Annotated in this window: 19 protein-coding genes; 9 read left to right on the plus strand and 10 right to left on the minus strand. The window is 66.2% G+C overall.

Annotated elements, in window-relative coordinates:
* Positions 1-9 precede the first annotated feature (9 nt).
* The 5 genes from GM672_RS00845 to GM672_RS00865 all read left to right on the plus strand — a co-directional run bounded on the left by GM672_RS00845 (position 10) and on the right by GM672_RS00865 (position 3,482).
* Entirely contained in the window at positions 10-1,278 is a 1,269-nt protein-coding gene (locus tag GM672_RS00845; protein ID WP_229417489.1) for a penicillin-binding protein activator, read from the plus strand.
* Between the two features lie 10 nt (positions 1,279-1,288).
* A complete protein-coding gene (locus GM672_RS00850; RefSeq protein WP_170299878.1) occupies positions 1,289-1,645 on the plus strand; it encodes a YraN family protein in 357 nt (118 codons plus the stop codon).
* 65 nt (positions 1,646-1,710) lie between these two features.
* Complete coding sequence (locus GM672_RS00855) at positions 1,711-2,307, plus strand: phosphoheptose isomerase (RefSeq protein WP_155468623.1); 597 nt, start codon at positions 1,711-1,713, stop codon at positions 2,305-2,307.
* Positions 2,300-2,947 carry a BON domain-containing protein gene (locus GM672_RS00860; RefSeq protein ID WP_155468624.1) on the plus strand — a complete coding sequence of 216 codons (648 nt, stop codon included), beginning with the start codon at positions 2,300-2,302 and terminating at the stop codon, positions 2,945-2,947. The genes GM672_RS00855 and GM672_RS00860 overlap by 8 nt, the downstream gene beginning before the upstream one ends.
* A gap of 22 nt (positions 2,948-2,969) precedes the next feature.
* Positions 2,970-3,482, plus strand: a complete 513-nt coding sequence (locus GM672_RS00865; RefSeq protein ID WP_155468625.1) for a peroxiredoxin family protein — start codon at positions 2,970-2,972, stop codon at positions 3,480-3,482.
* A 10-nt stretch (positions 3,483-3,492) separates the two neighbouring features.
* Here the strand turns inward: GM672_RS00865 and GM672_RS00870 are convergent, their stop codons facing one another.
* From GM672_RS00870 to GM672_RS00890, 6 genes are all read right to left on the minus strand, one after another.
* Complete coding sequence (locus GM672_RS00870) at positions 3,493-4,125, minus strand: DUF5710 domain-containing protein (RefSeq protein ID WP_155468626.1); 633 nt, start codon at positions 4,123-4,125, stop codon at positions 3,493-3,495.
* A 95-nt stretch (positions 4,126-4,220) separates the two neighbouring features.
* Positions 4,221-4,346, minus strand: coding sequence for a hypothetical protein (locus tag GM672_RS29510; RefSeq protein WP_260098619.1), 126 nt, complete (start codon positions 4,344-4,346; stop codon positions 4,221-4,223).
* Between the two features lie 13 nt (positions 4,347-4,359).
* Entirely contained in the window at positions 4,360-4,785 is a 426-nt protein-coding gene (locus tag GM672_RS00875; RefSeq protein WP_155468627.1) for a PaaI family thioesterase, read from the minus strand.
* Positions 4,786-4,823: 38 nt separating this feature from the next.
* Positions 4,824-5,747, minus strand: a complete 924-nt coding sequence (locus tag GM672_RS00880; protein WP_155468628.1) for an ABC transporter permease — start codon at positions 5,745-5,747, stop codon at positions 4,824-4,826.
* Positions 5,744-6,835, minus strand: coding sequence for an ABC transporter permease (locus GM672_RS00885; RefSeq protein ID WP_155468629.1), 1,092 nt, complete (start codon positions 6,833-6,835; stop codon positions 5,744-5,746). Before GM672_RS00885 ends, GM672_RS00880 begins: the two co-directional genes overlap by 4 nt.
* Positions 6,822-8,411, minus strand: coding sequence for an ABC transporter ATP-binding protein (locus tag GM672_RS00890; protein ID WP_155468630.1), 1,590 nt, complete (start codon positions 8,409-8,411; stop codon positions 6,822-6,824). The genes GM672_RS00885 and GM672_RS00890 overlap by 14 nt, the downstream gene beginning before the upstream one ends.
* A gap of 236 nt (positions 8,412-8,647) precedes the next feature.
* Here GM672_RS00890 and GM672_RS00895 point away from each other — a divergent pair, with 236 nt between their 5' ends.
* From GM672_RS00895 to GM672_RS00910, 4 genes are all read left to right on the plus strand, one after another.
* Positions 8,648-9,400, plus strand: a complete 753-nt coding sequence (locus GM672_RS00895) for a GntR family transcriptional regulator (protein WP_155468631.1) — start codon at positions 8,648-8,650, stop codon at positions 9,398-9,400.
* Positions 9,401-9,595: 195 nt separating this feature from the next.
* On the plus strand, positions 9,596-10,441 hold the full coding sequence (locus GM672_RS00900) for an outer envelope protein (protein WP_155468632.1): 846 nt from the start codon (positions 9,596-9,598) through the stop codon (positions 10,439-10,441).
* 21 nt (positions 10,442-10,462) lie between these two features.
* A complete protein-coding gene (locus GM672_RS00905; protein WP_155468633.1) occupies positions 10,463-11,530 on the plus strand; it encodes a BMP family ABC transporter substrate-binding protein in 1,068 nt (355 codons plus the stop codon).
* Positions 11,527-12,015: a nucleoside deaminase gene (locus tag GM672_RS00910; protein ID WP_170299879.1), complete on the plus strand. Its 489-nt coding sequence runs from the start codon at positions 11,527-11,529 to the stop codon at positions 12,013-12,015. The genes GM672_RS00905 and GM672_RS00910 overlap by 4 nt, the downstream gene beginning before the upstream one ends.
* A 55-nt stretch (positions 12,016-12,070) precedes the next feature.
* On the opposite strand, the gene GM672_RS00915 is transcribed toward GM672_RS00910, so the two are convergent.
* The 4 genes from GM672_RS00915 to GM672_RS00930 all read right to left on the minus strand — a co-directional run bounded on the left by GM672_RS00915 (position 12,071) and on the right by GM672_RS00930 (position 15,003).
* Positions 12,071-12,733 (minus strand): uracil-DNA glycosylase, encoded by a 663-nt coding sequence (locus tag GM672_RS00915; RefSeq protein WP_155468634.1) that lies wholly within the window; start codon positions 12,731-12,733, stop codon positions 12,071-12,073.
* Positions 12,734-12,894: 161 nt separating this feature from the next.
* Positions 12,895-13,881: a lipoyl synthase gene (gene lipA, locus GM672_RS00920; RefSeq protein WP_155468635.1), complete on the minus strand. Its 987-nt coding sequence runs from the start codon at positions 13,879-13,881 to the stop codon at positions 12,895-12,897.
* 44 nt (positions 13,882-13,925) lie between these two features.
* Positions 13,926-14,627 (minus strand): lipoyl(octanoyl) transferase LipB, encoded by a 702-nt coding sequence (lipB, locus tag GM672_RS00925; protein ID WP_155468636.1) that lies wholly within the window; start codon positions 14,625-14,627, stop codon positions 13,926-13,928.
* Between the two features lie 88 nt (positions 14,628-14,715).
* Complete coding sequence (locus GM672_RS00930; protein WP_260098622.1) at positions 14,716-15,003, minus strand: DUF493 family protein; 288 nt, start codon at positions 15,001-15,003, stop codon at positions 14,716-14,718.
* Positions 15,004-15,248 lie beyond the last annotated feature (245 nt).

The raw sequence follows: 15,248 nt of genomic DNA on the forward strand, positions 1-15,248 counted from the left end.
GCAAATAAAATGAAAACACTGATTCTGGGCGTGGCTGCGGCGCTGGCGCTGTCGGCCTGCAGCACGCCTTGCGACAGTCCGGGTGGATTGTGCGCGCCTATCACCCCGGTGGCAAGCCCGCTCGAGCAACGCACGCGCCTGCCGGACCGGCCCAGCGAAGCGCCGCCCGAGGAAGCGAAGACGTATGCCGTGGCACCGCTGCCGGGCACGGTCAGCGAAGATGGCACGGTTCCCGCTGGCGGCCAGCCGGTGCGCATCGGCCTGTTGCTGCCGCTGCGCTCCGAAACACTGGGCCAGGCCGCCGATGCCGTGCGCGCCGGCTTCATGGCCGCGTGGGAGCGTGACAAGGCCGGCTTCGAAGTAACCGTGGTCGAAACGGGCGACGCCCAGGACGACGTGCTGTCCACTTACCAGGCCACGCTGGCGCAGAACGACCTGGTGGTCGGCCCGCTGGCCCGTTCGGCCGTCACGGCCGTTGCCGCCAGCACGCTGGTGACGAAACCGACCATCGCATTGAATCATCCGGAAGGGCGCGAGGCCGCCACGCTGCCGCCGAACATGCTGTCAATCGGCCTGTCGATCGAGGACGAAGCGCGCCAGGTGGCCGAATGGGCAGCCCAGGAGCATCCGGGCGGCGAGGCATTGATCCTCTCGGGCGGCAGCGCCTGGCAGCGCCGCATCGCCAGCGCTTTCGCGGCGCACTGGCAGAAGCTGGGCCACACGGCCAAGACCCTGGAATTGTCGGCGCAGAACGGCTACCTGAGCGATCCGGAACTGGTGGCGCTGCGCGCGCGACTGTCGAGCGAGCCGGTCGAACTGCTGTTCGCCGCCCTCGATGCGGCCCAGGCACGCCAGCTGCGCGTGGCCCTGAAGGCGCCGCCGCTGGGCGACATGCCGCTGTACGGCACCTCGTCGCTGAACCCGGGCCGCGTCAACCTGCTGGAAGGCCCGGAACTGGACGGCGTACGCCTGCTCGACCTGCCGTGGCAGGTCCAGCGCGACAATCCTTCCGTGATGAGCTACCCGCGCCCGGAGCCGCGTGACGAAGCGCGCCTGTCGGCCGACATGGAACGCCTGTACGCGCTGGGCATCGACGCCTTCCGCGTGGCGCGCGAACTGGCCCTGAAACCGGGCCAGAGCGTGGTGCTGGATGGCGTGACGGGCCAGCTGAACATCGAATTCGGCAATGGCCCCGCCAAGTTCCGCCGCGTGGAGCCGGCCGCCGTCTACCGCAACGGCGTAGCCGTGCCGCTGCCGGCGCCAGGCGCCCAGCAGTAAAAGGCGCGCCGTGCCCCGCACCGACCAGCAGGACAAGGGTCAGCAGGGCGAGGACGCGGCGCTGGCCCACCTGGGCAAGCATGGCCTGACCCTGGTGCAGCGCAATTTCCGCTGCCAGGGCGGTGAGCTGGACCTGGTCATGCGCGACGGCGCTCACCTCGTGTTCGTGGAGGTGCGGCGCCGGCAGGACAAGCGCTTCGGCGGCGCCGCCGCCAGCATCACGCCTGCCAAGCAGCGGCGCCTGGTCCACGCCGCCCAGACCTACCTGCTGCGCTATCCCCGCCTGCCGCCATGCCGCTTCGATGTCGTCGCCATCGAGGGGGAACGCATCGAGTGGCTGAAGAACGTGATGATTTTACAAGCATAGATGTAAGCATATTTGTCAAGCCTTGCCGGGCGGGCGGCGGCAACGCACTATATAATCCAATGACTATGACTAATCAACGCATCCTCTCGCACTTCCACGAAAGTGCCGAAACCAAGATTCAGTCGGCAACCGTCCTGGCGCAACCGATTGCGCAGGCGATCGAACTGATGTTTGCCGCTCTGTCCAATGGCAACAAGATCCTCGCCTGCGGCAACGGCGGCTCCGCGGCCGACTGCCAGCACTTCGCGGCCGAGCTGGTGGGCCGTTTCGAACGCGAGCGCTTCCCGCTGCCCGCGCTGGCCCTGACCACCGACACGTCGATCCTGACGGCGGTCGCCAACGACTACAGCTACCGCGAAATCTTCAGCAAGCAGGTCCAGGCCTTCGGCCAGGCCGGCGACATCCTGCTGGCCATTTCCACGTCGGGCAATTCGGCCAACGTGATGGCGGCCATCGAGGCGGCGCTGGAGCGCGAAATGCGCGTCGTGGCGCTGACGGGCAAGGGCGGCGGCGCCATCGGCAAGATGCTGACCGACGCGGACGTCCATATCTGCGTGCCGGCCGAACGCACCGCGCGCATCCAGGAAGTCCACCTGACCGCGATTCACTGCATTTGCGACGGCATCGATGTCGCCCTGTTTGGAGGAGATGTGAATGACTGATTCCACGGCCCTGCTGCGCCGCCTGCAACGTCCCGTCGCCATTGCCCTGCTGGGCAGCGCGCTGGCGGTCAACCTGTCGGGCTGCGTCGGTCTCGTCGTGGGCGGCGCTGTCGCCGGCACGATGGCCGCATCGGACCGCCGCACCTTCGGTGCCCAGACCGAGGACAAGTCGATCGCCGTCAAGGCCGACGTCCGCGTTCGCAACGTCGTCGGCGATGCCGGCCATGTCAACGTCAATTCCTTCAACCGCAAGGCCTTGGTCACGGGCGAAGTGCGCGACGAGGCCATGAAGGCCGCCGTCGAGCGCGAAGTGAAGGCCATCGAAGGCGTGCAGTCCGTCGTCAACGAACTGGAAATCGCCGGCCCGGCCAGCTATACCTCCCGTTCCAACGACACGCTGATCACCACCAAGGTCAAGGCCAGCCTGGTCGACGCCAAGGACATCTCGGCCAATTCGTTCAAGGTCGTGACGGAACGCGGCATCGTCTACCTGATGGGCCGCGTGACGCAGCATGAAGCCAACAAGGCCACCGACATCGCCCGTGGCGTGCCGGGCGTGGCGAAGGTGGTGCGCGTGTTCGAGTACATCTCGGAAGAGGAGTACAAGCAGTACGCGCCGAACCCGGCCCCGCAGGCCTGAGCAAGGTCGGATCGGTGAGGCCATGACCACTTCCTCGAAACCCTGGCTCAAGCCCGCCGTTGCCGCCGTGGTACTGGCGGCGGGCGGCTTTGCCGCCTACACGTCGCTGAACAGCGCCCCGGTGGCGCCGGCCGTGACCTTCATCGACATCAAGGGCGAACGCATCACGCCCGAGCAGCTGCGCGGCAAGGTCGTAATGGTCAATTTCTGGGCCACGTCTTGCACCACCTGCGTGGCCGAGATGCCGGAAATGGTCGACACCTACAACCGCTACAAGGGCAAGGGCCTGGAATTCGTCGCCGTGGCGATGAAGTACGACCCGCCCAACTACGTCGTCAATTTCGCCGAAACGCGCCAGCTGCCCTTCAAGGTCGCGCTGGACGTCACGGGCGAAGCAGCCAAGGCCTACGGCGACGTGTCGATGACGCCCACCACCTTCGTCATCGACAAGGACGGCAAGATCCTCAAGCGTTATGTCGGCAAGCCGGAATTTCCGGCCTTGCACAAGCTGCTGGAAAAGGCGCTGCAGGGCTGAGCGCCGGTGCCTAACGGCGCTGCATGCTGCCCATGAAGAAGTCGCCGAACATGGCCCAGCTGGCATAGCCTTCGAAGGGCCCGGCGCATGCATGCAGCACCATGCGCGCGGCATCTTCTTCCTCCCACGGCTGGAAGGCGCCGTCGACTTCGCAGTGCAGGAAAAAATCGCCCTGCTTGGCGCCGCAATGGTCGCAATGGTTCATCCAGTAGGCGCTGCTGGTGGTCTTGCTGAAGTTGCGCTGGTAGTTGCGCTTGACCTGCATCGCACGGTCGGCAACGGCGGGCGGAATATGTTCGACGTAATGCACAATGGTGGGGTCGGGCATCGTGCTCCAGAAGCCAGGCAGGGTGCGCTCGCCGTCGAATTCGCCGAACTGGAAGACTTCGTACCCGGGCGGCAGCATGAAGCTGACGACGCTGGTGCTCTCGTGGCACTTCCAGCACATTGCCGCCGCTTCCACGACAAAATAACTGGACGCCCGCAGGTTGATCTCCGGCTCGAGGATGAACCACTTTCCGAACCTGCCGGGGTCGACCCCGTCCGGCACGAACCAGACCTTCCTGCGCGCATCCCAGCGCGCACCCAGGCTCCTTGCTTCATCCTTCTCCGAGAACGGCACCGACAAATCGACACGTGGCATGGCAATCTCCCTCCGGGTTGGCGTAGGTCGATTCTGTGCCGTGTCACGGCTGCCGTTCTTGATCCGCTGCTGCCTTTGGTTGGATGCCGGCGCCTCTAGTCGTCTTCACGGTGTTCTTGCCCGTGCTCGCGGCGGCGCCGCGCCACATACCACTCCCACACCAGCGGCGACAGCGCGGCGCTGATGCCCGCCACGATGATCGCCAGCCCGATGTAGAGCATCGCCGCCTCGCGCCTACTTGGCCGGGTACAGCACCATCTGCGTGCAGCGGAACAGGGCGATGGTCTTGCCATTGGCCTTGTTCGTGACCGTGGCGTCCCATACCTGCGTGGTCTTGCCCATGTGGACGGCCTTGGCCGTCACGGCGATGGCGCCTTCGCGCGCCGTGCCCAGGTGGTTCGACTTCAGCTCGATGGTGGTGAAGTTGTTGGCGCCTTCGGGCAGGTGCGAGAAGCACGCGTAGCCGCAGGCCGTGTCGGCCAGGGTGACGATGGTGCCGGCGTGCAGGTAGCCGTTCGGCGCCAGGTGGTGCTTGGCGATGTCCAGCTCCGCCGACAGTTCACCCTGACCGGCCGCCGTGATGCGGATGCCCAGGTGGTCCGGCAGGGTGCCGTTGGCGAAGGTATTGAAATAGTCCAGATTGAATTTGCTGTCGTCCATAGGTCTTCTTTCTTATCGAACGCCCATGATAAACCAAGCTATGCTGGCTTGAAGTTCTGGCCCAGCGACATCGGCTTGTTCAGCAGGATGGTCTGCGGGTTGCGGCAAATGATGACCAGCACGACGATGGTCGCCAAGTAGGGCAGCATCGACAGGAATTCGGACGGTATCGCCAGCCCCAGGCCCTGGCCATGGAACTGCAGCACGGTGACGCCGCCGAACAGATAGGCACCCCAGATCACGCCGCGCGGCTTCCACGTGGCGAACACCACCTGCGCCAGCGCGATCCAGCCGCGGCCGGCCGTCATGCCCTCGACCCACATGGGCGTGAGCGCCAGCGACAGGTAGGCGCCGCCCAGGCCCGCCATGGCGCCACCGAACAACACGCTGGCATAGCGCAGCTTGGCGACGCGAATGCCGATCGCATGGGCGCTGTGGGGCGCTTCGCCGACGGCGCGAACCTGCAGGCCAAGCCGGCTGCGCGCCAGCATCCACGCGACGATGGCGACGACGGCCAGCGAGCCGTAGACGACGGCATCGAAGCGGAACAGCAGTGGCCCGATGAAGGGCAGGTCGGACAGCACGGGGAAGGACAGCTTCGGCAGCGGCGTGACGGTCTGGCCCACCAGGTCGCGGCCCAGGAAGGCGGACAGGCCGATGCCGAACAGAGTCAGCGCCAGGCCCGTGGCCACCTGGTTGGTCCGCAAGGTCAACACGAGGAAGGCGAAGATCAGGGCCATCGCCGCGCCGGCCAGCAGGGCCGCCAGCAGGCCCAGGCCCAGCGAGCCGCTGTGCAGCGCTACCGAGAAGCCGGCCACCGCGCCCACCAGCATGATGCCTTCGAGCCCCAGGTTCAACACGCCGGACCGTTCGGCCACCAGCTCGCCGGTGGAGGCCAGCACCAGCGGCGTGGCGGCACCGGCCGTGCTGGCGAGGAAGGCGATCAGGTAATCGGGGTTCATGCGGCTTTCTCCAAAGGGGCATTCGATGCGGCCGGGGCGCGCGGCTTGAAGCGGTAGTGGATGAACAGGTCGGCCGCCAGCAGGTAGAACAGCAGCAGGCCCTGAAACAGGCCCGTGATGGCCGACGGCAGCTGCAGCTCGATCTGGGCCGACTCGCCGCCGATATACAGCAGCGACATCAGCAGCGACGCCAGCAGCACGCCCACCGGATGCAGGCGGCCCACGTAGGCGACGATGATGGCGGCGAAGCCGTAGCCGGGCGACACGGAAGGCTGCAATTGCCCCAGCGGCCCGGCCACTTCGCCGACGCCGGCGATGCCGGCCATGGCACCGCTGACGAGGAAGGCCAGCCACACGTTCTTCGGTGCCGAGAAGCCGGCATACAGCGCCGCGGCCGGCGCCATGCCGCTGACCTTCATGCGATAGCCGGCGAAGGTGTGCCGGCAGAAGAACCAGGCGCCCAGCACGGCCATCAGCGACAGGGGCAGCGCCGCGTTCACGCGCAGGCCCTCGACCAGCAGGGGCAAGGTGGCGGAGTCGCCGAACATCTTCGACTGGGGGAAGTTGTAGCCGGCCGGGTCGCGCAGGGGCCCGTGCACCAGGTAGGACAGCAGCAGGTAGGCGATATACACCAGCATCAGGCTGACAAGGATTTCACTGGTATTGAAGCGGGTGCGCAGCAGTGCGGGGATCGCGGCCCAGGCCATGCCGCCCAGCGCGCCGGCGACGAGCATCAGCGGCAGCACCCACGGCGCCTCGACGCCGTCGAAATACAGGGCCACGCAGCCGGCCGTGATGGCGCCAATGGTGAGCTGGCCGTCGGCGCCGATATTGTGCACGTCGGCGCGGAAACCGATGGCCAGGCCCACGCCGCACAGGATCAGGGGCGTGGCCTTCAGCAGCAGTTCGCCCACGCCGTAGGCCGTCGTCGCCGGCTTGATGAAGTAGACGTAGAAGGCGTGCAGCGGTTCCTGGCCAAGGAACAGGAACAGCAGCGAGCCGGTGGCCAGCATGGCCAGCGCCGCGATCAGCGGCGAAGCGAGCATCATCGCGCGCGACGGTTCGGGGCGGGCTTCAAGCCGTGACATGGTCTTCTCCTTGCACAGTGGCGGCGGTGGCGCCGAAGTCGCCGCTCATCCACATGCCGATCTGGTTAACGGTGACGTCGGCGACGGGCACGGCTTGCGACAGGCGGCCCTGCGCCAGCACGGCGATGCGGTCGCACATCATGAACAGCTCGTCGACCTCCTCGGAGATCACCAGCACGGCGACGCCCTGGTCGCGCAAATCGATGATGGCCTGGCGGATCAGCATGGCCGCACCGATGTCGACGCCCCACGTGGGTTGGGCCAGCACCATCACGCGGGGCGCCAGGCCGATCTCGCGGCCGACGATGAACTTCTGCAGGTTGCCGCCGGAAAGGCTGGTGGCGGCCGCGCGGGTGCCGCCGCACTTGACCTTGAAGCGCTCGATCACGCGGGCGGCAATGGCCGTGACGGCCGCGCCCTGGATCAGGCCCCGGCGCAGCATGCCGCTGGCGGGCGCCAGGTAGCCCGTCAGCAGGGCGTTTTCCGCCAGCGACAGGTCGGGCACGGCGCCGCGCCCGAGCCGCTCTTCCGGCACGAAGCCCAGGCCCAGGCGGCGCCGCGCAGCCGCGTTCAGGCGGCCCGCATTGTGGCCCAGCAGGCGGATGGTGGTGGGCGAGGCGATGGGACGCTCGCCGGAAATGGCCCGCAGCAGTTCCTGCTGGCCGTTGCCGGAGACGCCGGCCAGGCCGACGATCTCGCCGGCGCGCACGGTCAGGTTGATCTCGCGCAGGCTGGTGCCGAAGGGGTCGACACTCTTCACGCTCAAGCGGTCCAGCGCCAGGCGCACCTCGCCCGGCTCGCGCGGCGTGAGGGTACAGGTCGGCATATCGCCGCCGATCATCAGTTCGGCCAGCGCATGGGCCGTCTGCGTGCGCGGCGTGGCCGTGCCGGAGACGCGCCCCGCCCGCAGGATGGTCGCCTTGTCGCACAAGGCCTGGATCTCGTCGAGCTTGTGGCTGATATACAGGATGCTGACGCCTTCGGCCGCCAGCTGGCGCAGCGACACGAACAGCTTCTGCACGGCGTCCGGCGTCAGCACGGAAGTCGGTTCGTCCATGATCAGCAGGCGCGGAGACTGCAGCAGGCAGCGCACGATCTCCACACGCTGGCGCTCGCCCACGGACATGCTGTGCACGCGCCGTTCCGGATCCAGCGGCAGGCCGTATTGTGCCGACACGGCGCGGATGCGCGGCGCCAGTGCCTTCGGTGCGACCTTGTCGTCCAGCGCCAGCGCGATGTTCTCGGCCACCGTCAGGGTCTCGAACAGGGCGAAGTGCTGGAACACCATGCCGATGCCCAGCTTGCGCGCCGCCGCCGGCGAGGGGATATGCACCTGCCGGCCTTCCCACACGATTTCGCCGGCATCCGGACGCGTGACGCCGTAGATCATCTTCATCAAGGTGCTCTTGCCGGCGCCGTTCTCGCCCAGCACGGCGTGGATTTCGCCGGGCAGCACGGTCAGATCGACACGGTCGTTGGCCACCACCGATGGATAGCGCTTCGAGATGCCGAGCAGTTGCAGCCGGGGCGCGACGCGGGACGGGCCGCCCGGGGGCGATTGCTGTGGTGCGGTCATCGACAACTCCTTCGTATAACGATTGCTGTCCCAGACGCAATTTGCATGCCATACCATAGACCGGGATTGCGCGCGCGCCTGCGTCAACTTGTATACAAACTGCACCGCAATGTGTCGACATCTTCACCAAAACGGCGCGACGAAGCAGGACGCCGCTGTTTTGCAGCGCGCACGATTCCTGCTTTGAAGCTCCCATCGCGTGCGGACCGATCCCGCACCGACACAGGAGAGTGTTGATGACCAAATTGACTTCCGCGCGGCGCCCGACCGGCCGCGCTTCCGCCGCTACGCCCACGGAGACCCCGCCCGGCAAACGCGGCGCCACCGCCATCGACCTGCGCATCCACAGTGCCGTGGTCAACGCCGTAATGAGCCACCGGCTGCCGCCCGGTACACGGTTGGGCGAGGCCGAGTTCTGCGAGTTGTACCAGGTGAGCCGCACCACCGTGCGCAAGGCGCTGCAACGGCTGGCGCACGACCACATCGTGTCGCTGCGGCCGAACCGGGGTGCCGTGGTGGCCTCGCCCACGCCACAGGAGGCACGCGACATCTTCGCCGCCCGGCGCGCGCTGGAACGGGAGATCGTGCCGCTCGTGATCCGCCACATGACGCCAGCCTCGCTGCGCCGCATCCGCGCGGCGCTGGAAGCGGAGGAACAGGCGCGCCATGGCGGCGACCGCGCCGCGTGGATCCGGCTGGGCGGCGAGTTCCACCTGCTGCTGGCCGAACTGGCGGGCAACGCCGTGATGCAGCGCTTCATGGTGGAGCTGGTGTCGCGCTCCTCCCTGATCATCGCGCTGTATGAGAACCCGGGCGTGCCGATGTGCGGCAACGACGAACATGACCAGTTGCTCGCGCTGATCGAGCAGGGCGATGCGGCACGCGCCACGGCGCTGATCGAGCACCACCTGCTGGAAATCGAAGGCCGCCTGCACCTGGGCGCCGCCGAGCGCAAATTGAGCCTGGCCGAAGCCCTGGCCGGATGCTGACGATTGCATACAACCCTGGTGCACATTGTGTGCACACCGCACCGCGACGGCGCGCGGCGGTGACGATGCCGTTCGCTTCTGGTGCGGCGTGCGGCGCAGCGAAGGGCGGCGCGGGCTGGCCTGCAAATTGCTAACGGTAAAGACCGGGATTGCAGCATGCAAGCACCCTCCGTCAACCAAGAACAAGGACATCGCATGAAGATCACCCGTACCGCCGGCCTGCTGCTGCTGGCCGCCAGCTGCGGCGCGCACGCCGCCGACTGGAGCGACACGTCGCTGAGCTACCGCTATGGCAGCAAGTTCTCCGAGCCCTACAACGGCGCCGACATCGTCAAGCACATCATCAACTTCAGCCATGTCAGCGGCTACAAGTACGGCAAGAACTTCTTCAGCGTGGACTACCTGATGTCGGACGAGAACGACCCGTCGGCTGCCGGCGCCCGCACCGGCGCGCACGAAGCCTACGCCGTCTACCGCCACACGCTGGACCTGGGCAAGATCAGTGGTGCCAACCTCGCCTTCGGCCCGATCCGCGGCGTGGGCGTCACGGGCGGCTTCGACATCAACAGCAAGACCGACGCCGGCTACAACTCGAAGAAGCGCATGCTGGTGCTGGGCCCCACCCTGATGTTCGACGTGCCGGGCTTCCTGGACGTGAGCCTGCTGGCCCTCCACGAAAGCAATGCGCCGTACAGCACCTTCACCAACACGGCGACGAACCGCTACCGCTACGACACGCACGCGATGCTGACGGCCGCCTGGGGCATCCCGTTCACGCTGGGCGTGCCGCTGTCCTTCAACGGCTACGCCAACTACATCGGCACCAAGGGCAAGAACGAATTCGGCGGCCCGACGGCCGTGGAGATCAACGTCGACATGCAGGTGATGTACGACCTGGGCGCGACGCTGGGCGCGCCGAAGAACACCTTCCAGGTGGGCGTGGCCTACCAGTACTGGAAGAACAAGTTCGGCAACCCGGCCCGCACCGTACCGGGTGCCACGGCCCGCACGCCGATGGTTCGCGCCGAATACCATTTCTGATCAACCGACAAGAGGACCACCATGAATCGCCGCACACTGTTCGCCCTGGCCGCATCCTTCGCCTTCGCCGCATCCGCGCAAGCGGCCGACCCCTTGAAGGTTGCCTTCGTCTATATCGGCCCGGTGGGCGACGCCGGCTGGACCTACGCCCACGAGCAGGGCCGCCTGGCCATGGAAAAGGCGCTGGCCGGCAAGGTCAAGTCCACCTACGTGGAGAACGTGCCCGAAGGGGCCGACTCGGAACGCGTGATCCGCAAGCTGGCGGCGGACGGCAACAAGCTCATTTTCACCACCTCCTTCGGCTACATGAACGCCACCGAGAAGGTCGCCAAGGCCTTCCCGAACGTGGTGTTCGAACATGCCACGGGTTTTAAAACGGCCAAGAACATGGGCGTGTTCGAGACGCGCATGTACGAAGGTGCCTATCTGCTCGGCGTCGTCGCGGGCAAGATGACGAAGTCGAACACCCTGGGCATGGTGGCCTCCTTCCCCGTGCCGGAAGTGATCCGCAATATCAACGCCTTCACCCTGGGCGCGCAAAGCGTCAACCCGGCCGTCAAGATGAAGGTGCTGTGGGTGAACAGCTGGTACGACCCGGCCAAGGAACGCCAGGCGGCCGAGACGCTGATGGCGCAAGGCGCCGACGTGCTGACGCAGAACACGGACTCCCCGGCCACCTTGCAGGCGGCGCAGGAAAAGGGCAAGTACGCCTTCGGCTGGGATTCGGACATGCAGCGCTTCGCACCGAAGGCCCACCTGACGGCCAGCACCAACCACTGGGGCGACTACTACACGAAGACGGCGCAGGCGGTCATCGACGGCAAGTGGAAGTCGGGCGAAGTGCGCGGCGGCCTGCAGGAAGGCATGGTCAAGATGTCGCCACTGAACCCGGTGGTGCCGGCGGACGCGGCCAAGATCTTCGAGGAGAAGAAGGCGGCCATCACGAGCGGAAAGATGCGTCCCTTCCAGGGCCCGCTGAAGGACCAGTCGGGCGCCATCAAGGTGCCGGCCGGATCGGAGGTGGCGTTGAAGGACCTGCTGTCGATGAACTGGTATGTGCAGGGCGTCGAAGGGAAGATTCCGAAGTGAGCACGGGAGATCTGACTGCGCAAGACGAGCGCCACCTGGCCGATGTGATCGCGCTGGCCCAGCGCTCGCGCGATACGGGCCACCATCCGTTCGCGGCGCTGGTGGTCGCAGCCGACGGCCACGTCATCGCCGAAGCGATGAACGCCTCCAGCAGCGACCGCACCGCGCACGCGGAGATGAACGCGCTGCGCCAGGCGTCTTCGCAATACGACCCGGCCGACCTGGCCGGCGCCACCCTGTACAGCAGCGCCGAACCCTGCGCCATGTGCGCCGGCGCCACGTACTGGGCCGGCGTCGGCCGCGTCGTCTACGCGCTGTCGGAAGCGAGCCTGCTGGCGCTGACGGGCAGCGACCCGGAAAACCCTACCTTGTCGCTACCGTGCCGGCAGGTCTTCGCCACCGGCCAGCGTCCCACGGAAGTCATCGGCCCCGTGCGCGAGGCGGAAGCCAGCGTCGCGCATGCGGGGTTCTGGCGCAAGGGCTAAAGCCGAGCCCGTGTCGACATCGGTGCCTGACCCCGATGTCGACACGGGCTCATCCTCAAGCCCAGACGATCGGCGCCTGCCCCGTCTTCTCCAGATACGCATTCGCCTGTGAAAACGGCCGGCTGCCGAAAAAGCCCCGGTGAGCCGACAGGGGCGACGGGTGCGGCGACGTGATGACGTGGTGCTTCGCCGTGTCGATCAGCGCTTTCTTGGCAATCGCGTAGCTGCCCCACAGGATGAACACGAGGTGCTCACGGTCGCGCGACAGGGCGCTGATGGCGCTGTCCGTGAACTGCTCCCAGCCCTTGCGGCCATGCGAGCCGGCGGCGCCCGCGCGCACCGTCAGCACGCTGTTGAGCAGGAACACGCCTTGCTCGGCCCAGTCGGACAAGTCGGTGCGGGTGCGCCGCACGCCGACGTCGCTTTCCAGCTCCTTGAACATATTGCGCAGGCTGGGCTGCGGCTGGTTGCCGTCCGGGACGGAGAAGCAGAAGCCCATCGCCGCACCGGGCGTGTGATACGGGTCCTGGCCCAGGATGACGACCTTGACCTCATCAAACGGCGTCAGGTCGAAGGCGCGGAAGATGTCCTTGCCGGGCGGGCAGCAATGCTCGCTGGCGTATTCGGCGCGGACGAATTCCGTCAGCGCCGTCCAGTAGGGCTGCTCGAACTGGTCCTGCAGGTGGGTCTTCCAGCTATCTTCGATGCGCACGTTCATGTTCTTCGGTGGTTGGGATGCGGATATGAAAACGGCGGCCCGCAGGCCGCCGTCCGTACAGACAGGTCTTGTCGGTCCAGTTCGCGCGGGTGGCGGGCACCTGCGTTGGAACGGAAGCCGGCTGAATGTGGCGGAGCCGGGATTATAGCCGGCCGCCGGGCTTACACAGCTTCCAGCAACCCATGCGCCTGTTCATCGGCATGGTACGAGCTGCGCACCATGGCGCCGACGGCGGCGTGGCCGAAGCCCATCTTGTAGGCTTCTTCCTCGAACATCTTGAACACGTCCGGGTGGACGTAGCGGCGCACCGGCAGGTGGCTGTTCGATGGGGCCAGGTACTGGCCGATCGTCAGCATGTCGATATCGTGCTCGCGCATGTCGCGCATCACCTGCAGGATTTCCTCGTCCGTCTCGCCCAGGCCGACCATCAGGCCGGACTTGGTCTTGACGTGCGGGTACATGGCCTTGAAGTCCTTCAGCAGCTTCAGCGAATGCATGTAGTCGGCGCCGGGGCGGGCTTCCTTGTACAGGCGCGGCACCGTTTCCAGGTTGTGGTTCATCACGTCCGGCAGGCCGTCGGCGAAGATGTTCAGGGCCTTTTCCAGGCGGCCGCGGAAGTCCGGCACCAGCACTTCGATCTGGGTGCGTGGCGACAGGGCCTTGGTCTTCTGGATGCACTCGACGAAGTGGCCGGCGCCGCCGTCACGCAGGTCGTCGCGGTCGACCGACGTGATGACGACGTACGACAGGCGCAGCTTGGCGATGGTGTTGGCCAGGTTGCCTGGCTCGTTCACGTCGAGCGGGTCCGGACGGCCGTGGCCGACGTCGCAGAACGGGCAGCGGCGGGTGCACTTGTCGCCCATGATCATGAAGGTGGCCGTGCCCTTGCCGAAGCATTCGCCGATATTCGGGCAGGACGCTTCCTCGCAGACGGTGACGAGCTTGTTCTCGCGCAGGATGTCCTTGATTTCATAGAAGCGGCTCGAGGCCGATGCCGCCTTGACGCGGATCCATTCCGGCTTCTTCAGGCGCTCCACCTGCTCGATCGGCACGATCTTGATCGGGATGCGCGAGGTCTTGCTGGCGCCTTTTTGCTTCTCGCTGGGGTTGTAAGCAGGGGCGTTGCTGGAAGTGGTCTCGGTAGTCATGACAGGCTTGCCCTTGCGGGCTTTTCAAGTGAATTTGAATGGAACTATGCGGCCTTGGCGGCTTCGGCGCCAGGATCGGTAACGGCGCTCGCGTCGAGCTGGGCGACCAGCCGGTGCGCCAGCGCCAGCTGCACGTCGGCCAGCGGCGCGTCGACGCCCATGGTGCGCATGTCGACGGTTTCCAGGCCGGCATAGCCGCAGGGATTGATCCAGGTGAACGGCGCCAGGTCCATCGCCACGTTCAGCGATACGCCGTGGTAGGTGCAGCCGTTACCCCGTACCTTCAGGCCCAGCGCGGCGATCTTGGCGCCCCGTTTCGGGCCACCGGCGATGTAGATGCCGGGCGCGCCGTCGATCCGTTCGCCGTCGAGATTATACGCGGCCAGCACATCGATGATGGCCTGCTCGATCTTGGTCACGAACTGGCGCGCATACAGCTTGCCGCCCGGTTTATTGCGGCGCAGGTCCATCAGCAGGTAGATGACGACCTGGCCCGGGCCGTGGTACGTTACCTCGCCGCCCCGGTCGGTCTGCACCACGGGAACCTGCGTGGCGCCGGCCAGCAGGTGGCCACGGTCCGCACCCAGGCCCAGGGTGAACACGGGCGGATGCTCGACGATCCACAGTTCGTCGGGCGTATCGGCCGTGCGCGCGTCGGTGAACGCGCGCATGGCGGCGAAGGTCGGTTCGTAGTCGGCGTGACCGAGGTGGCGGATCACCGCCGGTTCGGGTCGGATGGTGGACATGGGCAGGCTGCGTTGGTCAGAGCCCTGCCATTATACGCCCGCCGTCCCGGCCTTGCTCAAGCAAGAGGCAGCGGCCCGGGTCAAGCCTTTACAGGACTACCTTCACCATCGGATGGCCGGACAGCTCGGCATACAGCGCGTCGAGCTGCTCGCGGCTGGTCGCCAGCACCGTTACCGTCAGGCCCGTGTAGTTGCCGCTCGACGAAGGGCGGATTTCCAGCTTGCCTTCGTGGAAAGTGGGGTCGTGGCGGACGATGACTTCGACGATGGTCGCGGTGAATGCCTCGTGGGTGGGGCCCATCACCTTGATCGGGAAGTCGCTCGGGTATTCGATGAGGGACTCGTTGGGAGGGATCGCAGCCATATGTATTCCAATCGTTGATGAGCTAATGAAGCGGCGCCGGTGCGCCAGCCGGTATTGTAGCCAAAGGATGTGGGGACCGTTTCGCCAAAAAAAAGGTTCTTCACGGATTGACGTGAAGGCGAGGCTGAAGTGAGGAAAGCGGTGAAGAAGAGATAGACTTGTTGTGCGACCAACAGTTCTTAACTCAACCCACCGCTTTCATGGCAAATCATAATCTTGAGCTCCCGTTCTGGGAAGGCTTTTCCGTTACCTACATT

Source organism: Pseudoduganella buxea (genome assembly GCF_009720835.1).
Taxonomy (GTDB): Bacteria; Pseudomonadota; Gammaproteobacteria; order Burkholderiales; family Burkholderiaceae_D; genus Rugamonas; species Rugamonas buxea.